15 protein-coding genes are annotated in these 15,316 nt (G+C 73.2%); 11 read left to right on the top strand and 4 right to left on the bottom strand.

All coding sequences use genetic code 11. The features are described 5' to 3' along the window. Positions 1-51: 51 nt before the first annotated feature. Both ABZ272_RS21665 and ABZ272_RS21660 read right to left on the bottom strand, forming a co-directional pair. Complete coding sequence (locus ABZ272_RS21665; RefSeq protein WP_355051752.1) at positions 52-1,362, bottom strand: extracellular solute-binding protein; 1,311 nt, start codon at positions 1,360-1,362, stop codon at positions 52-54. A 259-nt stretch (positions 1,363-1,621) separates the two neighbouring features. Continuing rightward, complete coding sequence (locus ABZ272_RS21660) at positions 1,622-2,167, bottom strand: plasmid pRiA4b ORF-3 family protein (protein WP_355051751.1); 546 nt, start codon at positions 2,165-2,167, stop codon at positions 1,622-1,624. A 150-nt stretch (positions 2,168-2,317) separates the two neighbouring features. On the opposite strand from ABZ272_RS21660, the gene ABZ272_RS21655 reads away from it, so the two are divergent. The 11 genes from ABZ272_RS21655 (at position 2,318) to ABZ272_RS21605 (ending at position 14,563) form a co-directional block, all read left to right on the top strand. Then, complete coding sequence (locus tag ABZ272_RS21655) at positions 2,318-3,064, top strand: pyrimidine reductase family protein (protein WP_355051750.1); 747 nt, start codon at positions 2,318-2,320, stop codon at positions 3,062-3,064. A 201-nt stretch (positions 3,065-3,265) separates the two neighbouring features. Then, on the top strand, positions 3,266-5,017 hold the full coding sequence (locus ABZ272_RS21650) for an ATP-binding protein (protein ID WP_355051749.1): 1,752 nt from the start codon (positions 3,266-3,268) through the stop codon (positions 5,015-5,017). Between the two features lie 17 nt (positions 5,018-5,034). Beyond that, on the top strand, positions 5,035-6,183 hold the full coding sequence (locus ABZ272_RS21645) for an exonuclease SbcCD subunit D (protein WP_355051748.1): 1,149 nt from the start codon (positions 5,035-5,037) through the stop codon (positions 6,181-6,183). Further along, complete coding sequence (locus tag ABZ272_RS21640; RefSeq protein WP_355051747.1) at positions 6,183-8,657, top strand: SMC family ATPase; 2,475 nt, start codon at positions 6,183-6,185, stop codon at positions 8,655-8,657. Before ABZ272_RS21645 ends, ABZ272_RS21640 begins: the two co-directional genes overlap by 1 nt. Further along, complete coding sequence (locus tag ABZ272_RS21635) at positions 8,654-9,619, top strand: hypothetical protein (RefSeq protein ID WP_355051746.1); 966 nt, start codon at positions 8,654-8,656, stop codon at positions 9,617-9,619. Before ABZ272_RS21640 ends, ABZ272_RS21635 begins: the two co-directional genes overlap by 4 nt. Positions 9,620-9,633: 14 nt before the next feature. Further along, positions 9,634-10,491, top strand: a complete 858-nt coding sequence (locus tag ABZ272_RS21630) for a fused MFS/spermidine synthase (RefSeq protein WP_355051745.1) — start codon at positions 9,634-9,636, stop codon at positions 10,489-10,491. Positions 10,492-10,617: 126 nt separating this feature from the next. Then, positions 10,618-11,310, top strand: coding sequence for a sigma-70 family RNA polymerase sigma factor (locus ABZ272_RS21625; protein WP_355051883.1), 693 nt, complete (start codon positions 10,618-10,620; stop codon positions 11,308-11,310). Next, positions 11,307-12,089, top strand: a complete 783-nt coding sequence (locus ABZ272_RS21620) for a zf-HC2 domain-containing protein (protein WP_355051744.1) — start codon at positions 11,307-11,309, stop codon at positions 12,087-12,089. The genes ABZ272_RS21625 and ABZ272_RS21620 overlap by 4 nt, the downstream gene beginning before the upstream one ends. 205 nt (positions 12,090-12,294) lie before the next feature. After that, positions 12,295-12,945 (top strand): hypothetical protein, encoded by a 651-nt coding sequence (locus ABZ272_RS21615; protein WP_355051743.1) that lies wholly within the window; start codon positions 12,295-12,297, stop codon positions 12,943-12,945. 131 nt (positions 12,946-13,076) lie between these two features. Further along, entirely contained in the window at positions 13,077-13,997 is a 921-nt protein-coding gene (locus ABZ272_RS21610; protein ID WP_355051742.1) for a DNA-3-methyladenine glycosylase 2 family protein, read from the top strand. A gap of 71 nt (positions 13,998-14,068) precedes the next feature. Continuing rightward, complete coding sequence (locus ABZ272_RS21605; RefSeq protein WP_355051741.1) at positions 14,069-14,563, top strand: GNAT family N-acetyltransferase; 495 nt, start codon at positions 14,069-14,071, stop codon at positions 14,561-14,563. On the opposite strand, the gene ABZ272_RS21600 is transcribed toward ABZ272_RS21605, so the two are convergent. Both ABZ272_RS21600 and ABZ272_RS21595 read right to left on the bottom strand, forming a co-directional pair. Beyond that, on the bottom strand, positions 14,538-14,960 hold the full coding sequence (locus tag ABZ272_RS21600; RefSeq protein WP_355051740.1) for an SRPBCC family protein: 423 nt from the start codon (positions 14,958-14,960) through the stop codon (positions 14,538-14,540). The two genes, ABZ272_RS21605 and ABZ272_RS21600, sit on opposite strands and share 26 nt — an antisense overlap. A 134-nt stretch (positions 14,961-15,094) precedes the next feature. Next, entirely contained in the window at positions 15,095-15,307 is a 213-nt protein-coding gene (locus ABZ272_RS21595) for a hypothetical protein (RefSeq protein ID WP_355051739.1), read from the bottom strand. Positions 15,308-15,316: the final 9 nt, after the last annotated feature.

The raw sequence follows: 15,316 nt of genomic DNA, 5'->3' as shown, positions 1-15,316 counted from the left end.
GGGTTCACGGGTGGTGCCGGAGCGGCACCACCCGTGAGCGCGTCGCAGCCGTTACTTGCCTGCTGCCTGGCCGTTCTTCACCGCGTCCTGCCAAGCGGCGTCGGCGGCCTTACCCTGCTCGATGCTGCGCAGCGCGTTCTCGACCGCGTCCCGGACCGCCTGGTTCTTCGGGCCGAGGTAGACCGGCTTCAGCTCCTTGGCGCCAGCGGCGAAGATCTTGCCGATCGGCGCGCCGCTGAAGTACTCGTTGGTGGCGGCGAGCACGGCCGGGTCCTCGAGGGCCTGCGGCGACGAGGGCAGGTTGCCGACCTTCTTGAACGCCTCGGTCTGGCTCTTGGCGCTGGTCAGGAACTTGGCCAGCTCAGCGGCTTCCTTCTGGTGCTTGCTGGACTTCGGCACGGCCAGCCAGGAACCACCCCAGTTGCCGCCGTTGCCCGGCGCCTTGGCGACGTCCCACTTGCCGGCCGCCGCGTCACCGGCCTGACCCTTGATGACACCCGTCATCCAGGCCGGGCAGCCGATGGTGGCGAAGCTGCCGTTCTTGAAGCCGGCGTTCCACTCGTTGGAGAAGCTCCGCAGGTTGTTCGACAGACCCGCGCTGATCATCTTGGTGGTCTGCTGGAACGCGGTCTGCACGTCCGGGTTCTCGCCGACGACGAGCTTGTTGCTCTTGTCGAAGTAGGTGTAGCCGTTGCCCGCGCCCGCCGTCTGCATCAGCACGATGTTGTAGAAGTTGGTCGCCGAGTCGACGAACTTGTGCTTCTTGTCGGCGGCGCTGAACTTCTGACCCTGCTCGATGAACGCGTCCCACGTCGGCCAGAGGGCGCCGACCTGCTCGCGGTCGGTCGGCAGGCCGGCGGCCTTGAAGAGGTCGCTGCGGTAGCAGACGGCCATGCCGCCGACGTCGGTGCCGAGACCGAGCACCTTGCCGTCCGGCGTGAGGCCACCCTCCCACTTCCACGGCAGGAAGTTGCCCTTGAGGTCGTTGGCGCCGTGGTCGGCCAGGTTCACGAACTTGTCGGCCTGCGCGAAGAACTGCACGATCGTGCCCTCTTCGAGGGCGACGACGTCACCGGCACCGGCACCGGCGGTGATCTGCTGCGTCAGCCGGGTGTTGTAGTCACCGAGGCCGAGGCCCTTGCCGCGCTCCTGGATCGTGACGTTCGGGTGCTCCGTCTGGTACTGCTTGTAGAGATCCTCGTAGCCGAAGCCCTGGTCGCCGAAGACGTCGACGACCAGAGTGACCTTGCCGCCGTCCGAATCGGACGACGAGTCGCCGTCGCCGCAGGCGGTTGCCGCGGCGAGCACGGCGACGGACGCGAGCGCGATCGCCGCAAAGCGGCGACGTGAGGTGACGCTCATCCTGACCCCTCTCAAGTGGTGAGGCTTTGGTGTGTCGTACGTGGTGGGGGGTGCTGTAGCGCCCCGCGCCGCTCAGCCGGTGGCCGTGGACGTCTGGGGAGAGCTGTGAAGGAGACTTCCGCCACTCCCCCGGGAGCGCTCCCATGAGATTGCCGGGGCGCTACCAGGGTGTCAATAGACCATTGGGAGCGTTCCCAGATCGTTACCGCCCTGTTTCAGAGCGACGCACGAGGGACTTTCACGAGCCTGACCAGCCAGATCAGCAGAAGCGACGCAGCAGCGTGCTGGCGACGGCGGGATCGAAGAACGTCGGGTCGAAGCCGCCGGTGACCCAGCCCGTCAGCAGAGCCCGCTCCGGATGGGCCGGATCGGCCAGGGCCGCCAGCAGCGTCTGGTAGACCAGTGGACCGCCGATGCCCTCCGGCGGGCAGGCATGCTCCCCGTCGAGGCAGAGCGGGTACCGCTCGTCCTGGTCGGCGGTGAACGCGTCCTCGACGACCAGGTCGTGCTCCCACCAGTCGCCGAAGTCGTACGTGTAGGAGAACCTGCTGCCCTTGCCGAGCACCGCGTCCAGCCGGACGTCCAGCTCGTCGTGCAGCGCCAGGCCCTCGTCCGGGTCGGGCTCGCCGTAGGTCACCGCGTCGACCTCGAACGAGTGCAGGTGGCAGTCCCGCCAGCCCATCGCGTGCTGCGTGACCCGGTGCAGTCGGTCCAGCGTGTAGCCGGCCGGGACGAGCACCCGACGCCAGATGACCGGGCGCACGCCGGCGAGGGACATCTTCAGCTGGAAGATCTGACGCGGCATGCTGTCCTGTCCTTGAGCGGCTTAGGCTGCGAGCATGATCTGCCGAGCGTGCCGGGCCCGGCGGCACGACGACTGCCCGGGCCGGAACTGGTGCGACTGCCAGCACCGTACCGCTGAACCGACCCCTCCGGTCACCGGTCCGGCCGGCGAATGACGGTCGGAATTCCGATCCGGCGGCTCTGGCCCGAGCCGTCCGTCGAGCCGCTCGACGACGCGGCGTTGACCGCCCTCTACGGCCGCGCCGACCAGCCCCGACTGCGGGTCAACTTCGTCTCCAGCCTGGACGGCGCGGTCACCGTCGACGGCTACTCCGCCGGGCTGTCGGGCGAGCCGGACAAGCGGGTGTTCGGCCTGCTGCGGATGGTCTGCGACGCTCTCGTGGTGGCCGCCGGCACCCTGCGGCACGAGGGGTACCGGGCCGTCCGCCTGGACGAGGGCCGCCGCGCCTGGCGCGGGGCGAACGGGCTGGCCGCGTACCCGACGTTGGTGGTCGTCTCCGGCGCCCTCGACCTGGACCCGGCGCAGGCCGCGTTCGCCGACGCGCCGGTCCGGCCGATCGTGCTCACCCACTCCGACGCCGAGCCACCACCCGGCCTCACCGACGTCGCCGACGTGCTGCGCTGCGGCACCGGCCGGGTCGACCTCGCCGCCGCCCTGGCCGAGCTGCACGGACGCGGGCTGACACAGCTGCTCTGCGAGGGCGGCCCGCACCTGCTCGGCGCGCTCACCGCGGCCGGCCTGGTGGACGAGCTGTGCCTCACGGTCGCGCCGCTGCTCGCCGGGCCGGGACCGGGGCGGATCACCGCCGGAGACGCCACCGGGCCGACGCACCTGCCGCTGCGCCACGTGCTCGCCGCCGACGACGGCGTGCTGCTCCTCCGCCACGCCCGCGACTGACGGCCGCCGCACGCCCGCGCCCGGACAGCGGCTCGTCACTGAATGGCGTGTGACGGGCCGTCGCCCGGTCGCACACCCAGCGTGGCGGGTGTGACCGAGCATGGTGTCGTCCGCCGCGTCGCGTGGCGACCTGTCGTACTCCTCGGGCAGGATGCACCTCATGCTTCCCGACCGTGCTGCCCGCCCGACCCGAGTCGCCCGATGACCGACGCCGACCTCGACAGCCCGGGCGAGCTGGTCGGCCGGGTGCTGGGCACCGCCGACGCCACGCCGTTGCAGTTCTGGACGGCGGTGGCCCCCGGCAGCTACCTACAGCTCGACGACGTGGTGGTCACCCGTCGTGAGCTGCCCGATCGGGAGCCGGTGACGATCGCCGGGGTGGTCACGCAGGTCCGGGCGCGGCACGAGGGCGCCCAGTTCGACTCGGACGTCTTCGCCATCGCCGACGGCACCCTGCCCGCGCAGGTGCAGGAGGCGGCCGAGGTCACCACCACGCGGGTCGACCCGGAGCTGTACGTGCCGCCGACCCCGGGGGCCGTGGTGCACCGCGCCGAGGGCGACGCGCGGGCCCGCGCGCTGCACTTCGACCGGATGGAGCGACGCATCCCGATGGGGATGGGCCGCGACGGGGTGCCGGTCTACCTGAACGCCGACTTCCTCGACGGCAGCCGGGGCGCGCACGTCTCGATCTCCGGCATCTCCGGGGTCGCCACCAAGACGAGCTTCGCCACCTTCCTGCTCTACTCGGTGTTCCGCTCCGGCGTCCTGGGCGGCGACGCGGTCAACGGCAAGGCGCTCATCTTCAACGTCAAGGGCGAGGACCTGCTGTTCCTCGACCACCCCAACACGCGCCTCGACGAGCCGACCCGGGCCTCGTACGCGAAGCTCGGCCTGAGCGCCGGCGCCTTCCCCGACGTGCGGGTGTACGCCCCGCCCCGGGTCGGTGACGCGGCCGGCACGCCGGACGTGAGCAGCCGGCTGACCGGCGTGGACGCCTTCTACTGGACGTTGAGCGAGTTCTGCTCCGACCGCCTGCTGCCGTACGTCTTCGCCGACGCCGACGACGAGCGCCAGCAGTACACGATGGTGGTCCACTCGGTGGCCGCGCACCTGGCCCGGTACGCCCAGCCCGCCGACGGGGGCGTGAGCATCGACGGGGTGCGGCTCGGGTCCTACGGCGACCTGGTGGACCACATCGTCGATGCGCTCAACGACGACGAGACCCGCTCCGACTGGGCGGGCAGCGCGGTCGGACTGGGCACCGTCAACGCGTTCGCCCGCCGGCTGATCGGCAGCAAGAAGGACCTGGCCCGGCTGATCCGTGGCGACCTCGCCGTCCGTCGCCCGCACTCGATCAACACCAGCGAGTCGGCGCAGGTGACCGTCGTCGACCTGCACAACCTCCCCGACCGGGCGCAGCGGTTCGTGGTGGGTGTGACGCTCAAGAGCGAGTTCGAGCGCAAGGAGAAGTCGGGCACGGCCAAGCCGCTGCTGTTCGTCGTCCTCGACGAGCTCAACAAGTACGCCCCCCGGGAGGGCTCCTCCCCCATCAAGGAGGTGCTGCTCGACATCGCCGAGCGCGGCCGCTCGCTCGGGGTCATCCTGATCGGCGCGCAGCAGACGGCGAGCGAGGTGGAGCGCCGCATCGTCACCAACTCGGCGATCCGGGTGGTCGGCCGGCTCGACCCGGCCGAGGCGTCCCGCCCCGAGTACGGCTTCCTGCCGCCGGCCCAGCGACAGCGGGCGCTGCTCGCCAAGCCGGGCACCATGTTCGTCAACCAGCCGGACATCCCGGTGCCGCTCTGCCTGGAGTTCCCGTTCCCGGCGTGGGCCACCCGGGTCTCCGAGGCGGGCCGGGCCCCCTCGGAGACGCTGCGCTCGATCACCCAGTCCGCCGACCCGTTCGCCGTGGTGGGCTCCGGCGGCGGCAGCGACGACGACATCCCGTTCTAGGCAGGGCCGGTGCAACTGTGAAGATCCTGCACACCTCCGACTGGCACGTGGGCAAGGTGCTCAAGGGGCAGTCCCGGGCCGAGGAGCACAAAGCCGTACTGGCCGGGGTGATCGACATCGCCCGCGCCGAACAGCCGGATCTGGTGATCGTCGCCGGTGACCTCTACGACACGGCCGCGCCGACCTCGGAGGCGACCCGGCTGGTCACCCGGGCGCTGACCGCGCTGCGTCGCACCGGCGCGGACGTGGTCGCCATCGGCGGCAACCACGACAACGGGCCCGCGCTGGACGCGCTGCGCCCGTGGGCCGAGGCCGCGGGCATCACGCTGCGCGGCGGGGTACGCGAGAATCCGGCCGAGCACGTCATCGACGGCACCACGGCCGGCGGGGAACGGTGGCAGCTCGCCGCGCTGCCGTTCCTGTCCCAGCGGTACGCCATCCGCGCGCTGGAGATGTACGAGCTGACCGCCGCCGAGGCCAACCAGACGTACGCCGACCACCTGGGTCGGGTGCTGGGCCGGCTCACCGAGGGTTTCGCGGAGCCCGACCGGGTGCACCTGGTCACCGCGCACCTGACGGTGACCGGCGCGGCGGCCGGCGGCGGCGAGCGGGACGCGCACACGGTGCTCGGCTACGCGGTGCCGGCGACGGTCTTTCCGGCGACGGCGCACTACGTGGCGCTGGGCCACCTGCACCGGGCGCAGCGTGTCGAGGGCCCGTGCCCGGTGCGGTACAGCGGCAGTCCGCTCGCCGTCGACTTCGGCGAACAGGAGAACGTGCCGTCGGTGACGGTCGTCGAGGTGACCGCCAGCACGGCCGCCCGGGTGCGGGAGGTGCCGGTGACCGCGGCGAGCGCGCTGCGGACGGTACGCGGCACGCTGGCCCAGCTCGCCGAGACCGAGGTGCCGGACGCCTGGCTGCGGGTGTTCGTGCGCGAGCAGCCCCGCGCGGGCCTGCGCGAGGAGGTGCAGGAGCTGCTCCCCCGGGCGCTGGAGATCCGGATCGACCCGGAGATGCTGGCGGCGCCGGGCAGCGGCACGCGGGTCGCGCAGCGGTCGGGGCGTTCCCCCCGCGAGCTGTTCGGCGACTACCTGGACAGCCGGGGGCACGACGACGAGGGTGTCCGGGAACTCTTCGACGAGCTCTTCGAGGAGGTCGATCACTGATGCGGCCGATGCGGCTGGACATGGCCGGGTTCACGGTCTTTCGGGACGAGACGACGATCGACTTCACCGACGCCGACTTCTTCGCGCTGATCGGGCCGACCGGCTCGGGCAAGTCCACCGTGCTGGACGCCATCTGCTTCGCCCTCTACGGCACGGTTCCCCGGTGGGGCGGCACGCGGGGATTGACCAACGCCCTCGCGCCGTCGGCGACCGAGGCCCGGGTGCGGCTGGTCTTCGAGTCCGGTGGCTCCCGGTACGTGGCGACCCGGGTGGTGCGCCGGGACGGTCGGGGCAACGTGAAGACCGCGAACGCCGGGTTGCAGGTGATGCCGGCCGGCTTCGACGTGACCAAGCTCGACACCGGGTTGAGCCCGGACGACCTGGGTGAGGTGGTCGCCGGTACGCCCGCCGAGATGGAGCAGGCGGTGCTGGAGGCGGTCGGGCTGCCGTACGAGCAGTTCACCAGCTGTGTGGTGCTGCCGCAGGGGCAGTTCGCCGACTTCCTGCACGCCAAGCCGGCCACCCGCCAGCAGATCCTGGTCAACCTGCTGGGCCTCGGCGTCTACGAGGACGTGCAGAAGAGGGCCACGGCCCGCGCGGCGCAGGCGGAGGCCAAGCTGGACGCGGTCGACCAGGTGCTCGCCGGCCTGACCGGGGTGGACGACGAGGCGGTGGCCGAGGCCGACGCCCTCGTCGAGGAGATGGTCGAGCTGGCCGGCGCGGTCACCGGGGCCATGCCGGAGCTGGCGGCGGCCCGGGGACGCGCGCGGGAGGCGGCGGCCGCCCTGACCGCGCTCGACGACGAGCTGAGTGTGCTGTCCGCCGTCCGCGCCCCGCGCGGCGTGGCCGAGGTGGCGCGCGCGGTGGCCGCGGCGCGCGCCGAGTCCGACGCGGCTGCCGCGGCGGTGTCGCTGGCCGAGGAGCGGGAGGAGAAGCTGCGCGGTGAGTTGGCCGGCGCCGGCGACGAGAGCGCGCTGCGGCTGCAACTGCGGGCGTACGACGATCGGGATCGGCTGACCGGCGAGGCCGACACGGTCCGCGCGGCGGTGCGTACGGCGGACGAGGAGCACACGACGGCGGTGGCGGCGCTGGCCGCCGCCCGCGCGCAGGCCGAGCGGGCCGACGCCGAGCTGGAGGCGGCCTTCCGGGCGCACGAGGAGGCGAAGGCCACCGACCTGGCGGTCGGCCTGCGGGCGCACCTGCACCCGGGCGGGTCCTGCCCGGTGTGCGAGCAGCCGGTGGCGCGGGTGCCGGCCGTCCCGGCGGATTCGGCGGTGGCCGCCGCGACGGCGGCCGGCAAGGCGGCGCGGGCCGCCACCAAGGCGGCGCAGGCGGCCGTGCAGCAGCGGGACGCCGCCGCGCGTGACCTGGAACGGCTGCTGGTGCAGGCCCGCGCCCGGCAGGAGCAGGTGGACGCCCGGCTGGCCGAACTGGACGGGCAGCTCGCGGGCGCGGCCGAGCCGGCGGTGCTGCGCCGGGAGCTGGCCGAGCACGCCCGGCTGCGACGGGCCCTGGACGAGGCGGCGACCGCCGTACGGGCGGGCCGGGACAGCGCCCGCCAGGCCCGCGCCGGGGTGGACGCGGCGCAGGAGCGGCTGCGGGCGACCTGGCGGGGCTTCGACACCGCCCGGGACGGGCTGGCCCGGTTCGGGCCGCCGGCCGCCGACCGGGACGACGTGGCGGCCTCCTGGGCGGCGTTGACCGACTGGGCGACGGCCGAGGCGGAGCGTCGTCGTGCCGATCGGGCCGGCCGGGTCACCGTCGTCGCCGAGGCCGAGGCGGCGGCCGACGAGGTGCAGCGGCGGATCGCCGACATCTTCGCCGCCGCCGACGTGCCGGTCGGCGACGATCCGGTGCACGCCGCGACGGTGGCCGTCGAGCGGGCCGAGGCCGACCGACGCCGGCTGGCCGAGCGCCGCGAACAGGCCGGCACGTTGCGCGAGCAGCGGGCCGGGCACGAGCGCGAGGCGCAGGTGGCGCGGGCCCTCGCGGGGCACCTGCGGGCCAACAACTTCGAACGGTGGCTGCTCGCGGAGGCGTTGGACCTGCTGGTCGACGGCGCGTCGGGGATCCTGCGGGAGCTGTCCTCGGGTCAGTACGAGCTGGTGCACGACAAGGGCGAGTTCTTCGTGGTCGACCACCACGACGCCGGACTGCGCCGGGGCGTACGGACGCTCTCCGGCGGTGAGACGTTCCAGGCCTCGTTGGCGTTGGCGTTGGCGCTCTCCGAGCAGTTGGCCGGCATGTCGACGACGGCGGCGAGTCTGGAGTCGATCGTCCTGGACGAGGGTTTCGGCACGCTGGACGCGGCCACCCTGGACACGGTGGCCGCCACGCTGGAGAACCTGGCCGCCCGGGGCGACCGGATGGTCGGCGTAGTGACCCACGTCGCGGCGCTGGCCGAGCGGATCCCGGTCCGCTTCGAGGTGCGCAAGGACGCCCGCTCGGCGCGCGTCGAACGGACCGGCCGGTGAGCGTGGGCGACGCGGCGTTCTTCGTCGACTCCTGGGACCCGTCGTACGGGGCGTCGTTCGAGGCGTCCGCCTCCGGGCCGGCCACCCCGAGCAGCACCCAGGTCGAGGTCGACGTGGAGTTGCCGGCCGTCGACTGGCGGGCGATCGGCGTACGCGCCGACGTGCGGGCGCCGGACGTGGTGCTCCTGGTCGACGGGGTCCGCCGGGTCGACGCGAGCATCTGGACGGCGGAGGAGGACGGCGGGTCGTTTCCGGGGTTGGCGGCGTCGTACGCGGCCGGCGTGGTCCGCTGCGACCTGGGTCGGGGCGCGGCGCAGTTGGCCGGCACGCGGGTGGGCCGGGGTCTGTTCACGGCGAGCCCGTCGGCGCGGGACGTGGTGGCGGGCGCGATCCGCTATCCGGTGCACCGGGTGGGCGGCACCGGCGAGCTGGCGAAGTTGCCGGCGGCCGTGCAGGGCCCGTTGACCGCGTTGGAGGTGGCCGTGTCCGACGCCGTCCGGGTCGACGGCGATCTGTTGGTGGTGGACGGTCCGCTGCGCAGTCGGCACCATCTGCCGCGCACGCTCGGCTACATCAAGACCCAGCACAGCCAGTACCTGGACGCCCGGCTGACGGCGGTGGTGACGGGCCTGGCGCCGGGTGAGCGGTCGCCGGTGTTCCGGCTCGGCACGCCCTGGGGCGGCTGGTCGTGGTATCTGCGGCTGCCGGTGGCCGTGGGCGCGCCGTGGGCCGGCATCGTCCGGGTGGAGTGCTCCACCGAGTTGCCCGTCGAGGCGGCGATCGACCTGGCCGACCTGTCGCTGGTCACGCTGCCCCGGTTCGCCTCGACGCCGTACAAGGACCCACGGGCGCCGCAGAACCTGATCCCGATCGCCGGCCTGGAGCGCCGCCTGCGCGCGCTGCTCGGCGACTCCCGGCTGCTGCACCGCGCGTTGACCGCCGCGGCACGTGTCGGTCGCTGAGCGGGCGGGTCGCGGTGGGGCGTAAACGAGCGGGTGACCGGGTGGTCGAGCGGGTGGACACCGGGCAGGCCGAGCTGGTGCCGTCGCCGGACCGGCCCGGTTCGTGGACGCTGCTGTTGGACGGCGCGCCGCAGTCGCACGTCGACCTGAGCGACCCCACCCACCTGGAGTTCGAGTACGTCCGACGGCTGGCCGCCGCACTGGACCTGATCGCGCCCCCGGGCGAGCCGCTGCGGGTGCTGCACCTGGGCGGCGGCGCGCTGACCCTGCCCCGGTACGTGTCGGCGACCCGCCCCGGCTCGACGCAGCGGGTGTCCGAGGTGGACGGTGCCCTGGTGGAGCTGGTGCGGCGCGTGCTGCCCTGGCCTGCGGACGCGCGGCTGCGGGTCCGCGTGCAGGACGCGCGGGCCGTGCTGACCTCGACGCGGGACGCCAGCTACGACGTGGTGGTCGCCGACGTGTTCGCCGGTGCCCGCACACCGGCGCACCTCACGTCGGTGGAGTACGCCGCCGAGGTCGCGCGGGTGCTCCGCCCGGCGGGCTGGTTGTTGGCGAACCTGGCCGACGGCCCGCCGCTGCGGTACGCCCGTAGTCAGGTCGCCACGGTGCGCTCGGTGCTGCCGCAGGCGTGCCTGGTCGGCGACGCGGGGGTGCTGCGCGGTCGCCGGTACGGCAATCTGGTGCTGGTCGCCGGGCGGACCACTCCCCCGGTGCCCGGCTTGACCCGGCGGGCGGCCGGCGACTGGTTTCCCGGCCGGGTGGTGGCCGATGACGAGTTGGACCGCTTCGCCAGCGGGGCGGCGGTGGTGCGCGACGCCGACGCCACCGGCTCGGATCCACCACCGCCGGGGCTGTTCTCCGTCCGCCGCTGACCGGTCACCGGTGACGCCGCCGAAGTTTTTTTCGTTGTTCGTTGATCCGCTCGGGGCGTGGCTGCGTACCACCGGGCGGCCCGCCTTGTGGGGGCGGCGTTGGTCACGGACATCCCGGAGGTCTGCATGCATGCGGTGGCGGCCGGTTGGCATGGCGACGCGGTTGGCGCGGACTGGTTGTCCGCGCGGTCGTCGTCACGGTCGACCTCGTCTGCCCGGGGGGTCGACGCCCGAGCCACGTCTCGCCAAAATGGTCCGGTGACGCCCCGACCGGCGCCCGGGCGCCACCAGGCGACGACAACCGAGGCCAGCCACTCCGACCAGTTGATCCGGCTGCTCTACGCCGAGCACGCCGGCCCGTTGCTGATGTTCGTCATGCGGCTCACCGGGGGGGACCGGCAGCGCGCGGAGGACATCGTCCAGGAGACGCTGCTGCGGGCCTGGCGCAACGCGCACCGTCTCGGCGCACAGGGGCAGGGTTCCCTGCGGCCGTGGCTGGTCACCGTGGCGCGTCGGATCGCCATCGACGAGCACCGCAGCCAGGAGGCCCGGCCGCCGGAAACGTACGACCGGGACCTGACGGCGTTCGCCGAGGCGGACAGCACCGACCGGGTGCTGCGCACGATGACGGTGGCGGACGCGCTGCGTACGCTGAGTCAGTCGCATCGGGAGATCCTGATCGCGACGTACTTCCGGGGGCGGACGGTGCCGGAGGCGGCCGAGGAGTTGGGGCTGCCGTTGGGCACCGCCAAGTCGCGGGTCTACTACGCGCTGCGCGCCTTGCGCACGGCTCTTCAGGAGCGGGGGGTGACAGAATGAGCCGGCCAGACCACATGGACGTCGCCGCGTACGCGCTCGGCGTGCTTGACGAGCAGGACACCGAGCGGTTCGAGGAGCATCTCGCCGCGTGCTGGGCGTGCGCGGCCGAGCTGGAGACGATGGTGCCGGTGGTGGGCCTGCTCTCCGGCATCGACGGCGAGACGATGATGGCCCTGGAGCAGACCGCCACGGATCCGGCGCTGCTGGACCGGACATTGGTCGCGGTCCGGGCCGACCGGCGGCGCACCAGGTTTCGTCAGATGCTCGCGACCGCCGCGGCGGTGGTGGTCTTCGGCGGGTTGACGGGTTACGGCTTCGTGAGCGTGGCCGGGGACGAGACGCCGGGCAATCTCGCGGAGCCGACGGCGAGCGCCGGCGTCAACGACCCGCCGACGAGCGCGCCGACCGCGCCGCCGAGCGGTCCGGGCGTCGGCGGCACCGAGGAGGAGGGCGACCAGGTCGACGCCACCGACCCGACGACCGGCGTCCAGACGACGATGTTCCTCCTGGAGCGGGAGTACGGCACCCGCATCAACTTCAGCCTGCGGAAACTGCCCGGCCCGCGCACCTGCCGGTTGGTGGTGGTGCGCAAGAACGCCACCACTGAGGTTATTTCCACGTGGTCGGTGCCCGAGGGCGGCTACGGGACGAACAATCGCCCGCAGGGTCTTGAGCTGAGCGCGTCGACGTCGGCGTTGACGAGTGACATCAAACAGCTCCAGGTGCAGTCGGTCGACCGTAACGGTGTGGCGAGCCCGCTGGTCACGGTGCCCATGTAGGGTCGCGTACCATCGTCGACGCCGGCCATTGTCACAATGGCCGGCGTCGATGCATTTCCCTGCCAGCAGGCTCCGTGTGGGGCCGTACGGATCATCGTTCACTACGGTTCAATCAGAACCAGTGAAATTGACCACTGTTACTTCTTCAACCTTGACAGCCCGTTCGCCGTACCTATGGGTGAACTGCCAAGAATGAGGAGGGCACGTGGCACAGATGAAGCGGACCGTCATCGTCGCGAGCGCGATGGTCGCACTAACGGCCTGCGCTCCCGCGGGTTACGACGGGGCGAACTCGAGCGCGGCCGAGCCGGTCGCCGTCGCCGCGGCCGAGCCCAGCGCGTCGGCGGAGCCCGAGGCGTCGGCATCCGCGGAGGCGCCCGTCGCCGACGCGCCGCCGGCCGCGGACGTCGACCTGACCGAGCAGTTGATCGGCAAGAAGATCGCCCGGATGGGCAACGTGGTGACGGACCAGGACGGCTGGGTCCTGTACCGCTTCGACAAGGACACCGCCGACCCGCCCGCGTCGAACTGCGTCGACAAGTGCGCGCAGGTGTGGCCGCCCGCGCTGACCGACGGGAACCCCCAGCTCACCGGCCTCTCCGACGACAAGGTCGGCAGTGTCACCCGCCAGGACGGCACCCGCCAGCTCACCATCGGCGGCTGGCCGGTCTACCGCTACATCGGCGACAAGAAGCCCGGCCAGTGGAAGGGTCAGGCCGTCGGCGGCACCTGGTTCGTGGTCGACCAGAACGGCAAGAAGAACCTGACCTGCCTGCCCACCTCGACGCCGAAGGCCGTCGCGCCGCCGGCCGACAGCGGGTCGAGCGACGCCGGAGGCTCGGGCTACTCGTACTGATCCCGGTACCGCCAGGGTACGACGGTGGCCGGTCGCAGCCGCGGAGGGCGCGACCGGCCACCGTCGTACCCCGCAGCGCGTCGGCGGACGGCGGCGACCGGCACCGCCGCCTGACCTGGCAGAGTGGCAGGGTGACCGAGACCGAACCCGCCGCGACCAGGGTGCTGCGCCCGCCGGTCGGATACCGGCTGGCCGCGTCGGTCCGCGCGCTGACCTTCAGTCCGTACGACCCGTGCGCGCGCATCGCCGCCGGCACCTTCTGGTGGGCGACCCGCACCCCGCAGGGACCGGCCACGCTCGCTCTGCGACCGGCGGGCGGTGATCTGCTCGCCGAGGGTTACGGACCGGGCGCCGAGCATGTCGTGGCACGCGCCGACGGGATCGCCGGGCTGCGCGACGACCTGACCGGCTTCGCCGAGCTGGCGGCGGCGCACCCGCTCGTCGCCCGGCTGGCCCGGGAGCACCGGGGACTGCGCATGCCCACCACCGGGCAGGTCTTCCCCCGACTGCTGCGGGCGGTCTTCGAGCAGAAGGTCACCGGCAAGGAGGCGTACCGGGCGTACGCGGCGACCGTGCGGCACTTCCGCGAGCCGGCGCCCGGCCCGCTTCAGCCGCTGCTGCTACCGCCCGAGGCCGCCGCGGTGGCCGCCACCCCGTACTGGGTGTTCCACCCGTTCGGCGTGGAGCAGCGCCGGGCCGACACGCTGCGCCGGGCCGCCGCGCTCGCCGACCGTCTGGAGCGCTGCGTCGACGCGGCGGAGGCGACCCGGCGGCTGACCGCCATCGCGGGCATCGGGCCGTGGACCGCCGCCGAGGTGGTCCGGATCGCGTACGGCGACCCGGACGCGGTGAGCGTGGGCGACTACCACATCCCGAACACCGTGTCCTGGGCCCTGGCCGGCGAGCCGAGGGGCGACGACGCGCGGATGCTGACCCTGCTGGAGCCGTTCCGGGGGCATCGGGGTCGGGTGTGTGTGCTGCTGGAGGCCGCCGGTATCCAGGCGCCGAAGTACGGCCCGCGCGCGCCGATCCGCTCGTTCGCCCGCTTCTGACCTCTTCCCGGCTGCCGGGCAGCGGCCGGGCCGCCCGGGTTCGGCGACGTCGGCTGTGGTGTGCTGGTCCGATGAGCGTCGAGGTGAGCATCGTTCCGGCGGTTGTCACGGACGCCGGCGAGATCCTGACCGTCCAGCGCGCCGCGTACCTGAGCGAGGCGCAACACTACGGCGAGCCCTTCCTGCCGCCGTTGACCGAGACCCTGGACGAGGTCGAGGCCGTGCTGGCCGGCCCGGACATCGTGCTCGTCGCCCGCTCGGGGCACCGGCTGGTCGGCTCGGTGCGCGCCCACCTGGCCGGCGACACCGCCCATGTCGGACGCCTCTCGGTCGCCCCCGACCAGCAGGGGCGGGGTCTCGGAGCGCGACTGCTCACCGCGATCGAGGAGGCCTGCGCCGGCCGCGCGGCCCGGTTCGCCCTCTTCACCGGCGCGGACAGCGCCCGCACCCTCGCGCTGTACCAGCGGTACGGCTACCGGATCGTGGCGCACCGCCCGGACCCGAACGGCACCCCGTTGGCCGTGCTGGAGAAACCGGCCGTCAGCTCCGCTCACAGCGACGCCTGAGCCCGTCGGCCTCCAGCCTGACGTAGCGGCGCAGCAGGCCGCCGTACAGCCGGCCGATCAGACCGGCCAGCGGTCCGCTCTGGTCGATGGCCACGTCGACCCGGGTACGTCCGTCGGGCAACGGCACCAACCGGTGCTCGCCACGGGTGTGCACGCCCGGGACGGCGGAGACCCAGGTGAATTCCCGCCCCTCGGTCAGCTCGACGACCCGCCACACCGCCGGGCGCAGTTTCGGCTGGGTCAGGCGGGCGGTCGCGCCGACCGCGAGGGGCCCCGGCTCACCCCGCTCGGCCCGGGTCACCGAGGCGGTCCACTCCGGCCACCGCTCCACGTCCACCAGCACCGCCCAGACCCGCTCGGCGTCCGCGCCGATCTCGGTGTCCGCTTCGAACCGCATCGCGTCCCCTCCCCCGGTGGCGCCGTCCGGCACCGCCACCTACTGCCGACGACGCTGCCCGGCGGACCGTCACCGCGGCATCCACCGGCCGGTCCGATCATCGATCGGGCCGTGGATCCGCCGGCCGCGCGGGATCAGGCGGCTTCGCGCAGGTCGCCCAGGCTCAACGGGGTACGACGCCGCAGCAGCTCTTCCAGCTCGGACACCGTGGCGACCTCGCCGAGCACGTCCCGGCCGCCACCGAACCGCTGCGGATATCGACGGGTCAGCCGGTAGCGGTAGCGGCCCCGGACCAGCTCGACGCTGACCCGCCACCGCCCGCAGCAGTCACAGACCCACTCGGCCATCCCGCGAAA

This window comes from Micromonospora sp. NPDC005979 (assembly GCF_040614415.1).
Lineage (GTDB): Bacteria > Actinomycetota > Actinomycetes > Mycobacteriales > Micromonosporaceae > Micromonospora.
This window is presented reverse-complemented; position numbering and strand designations above follow the sequence as displayed.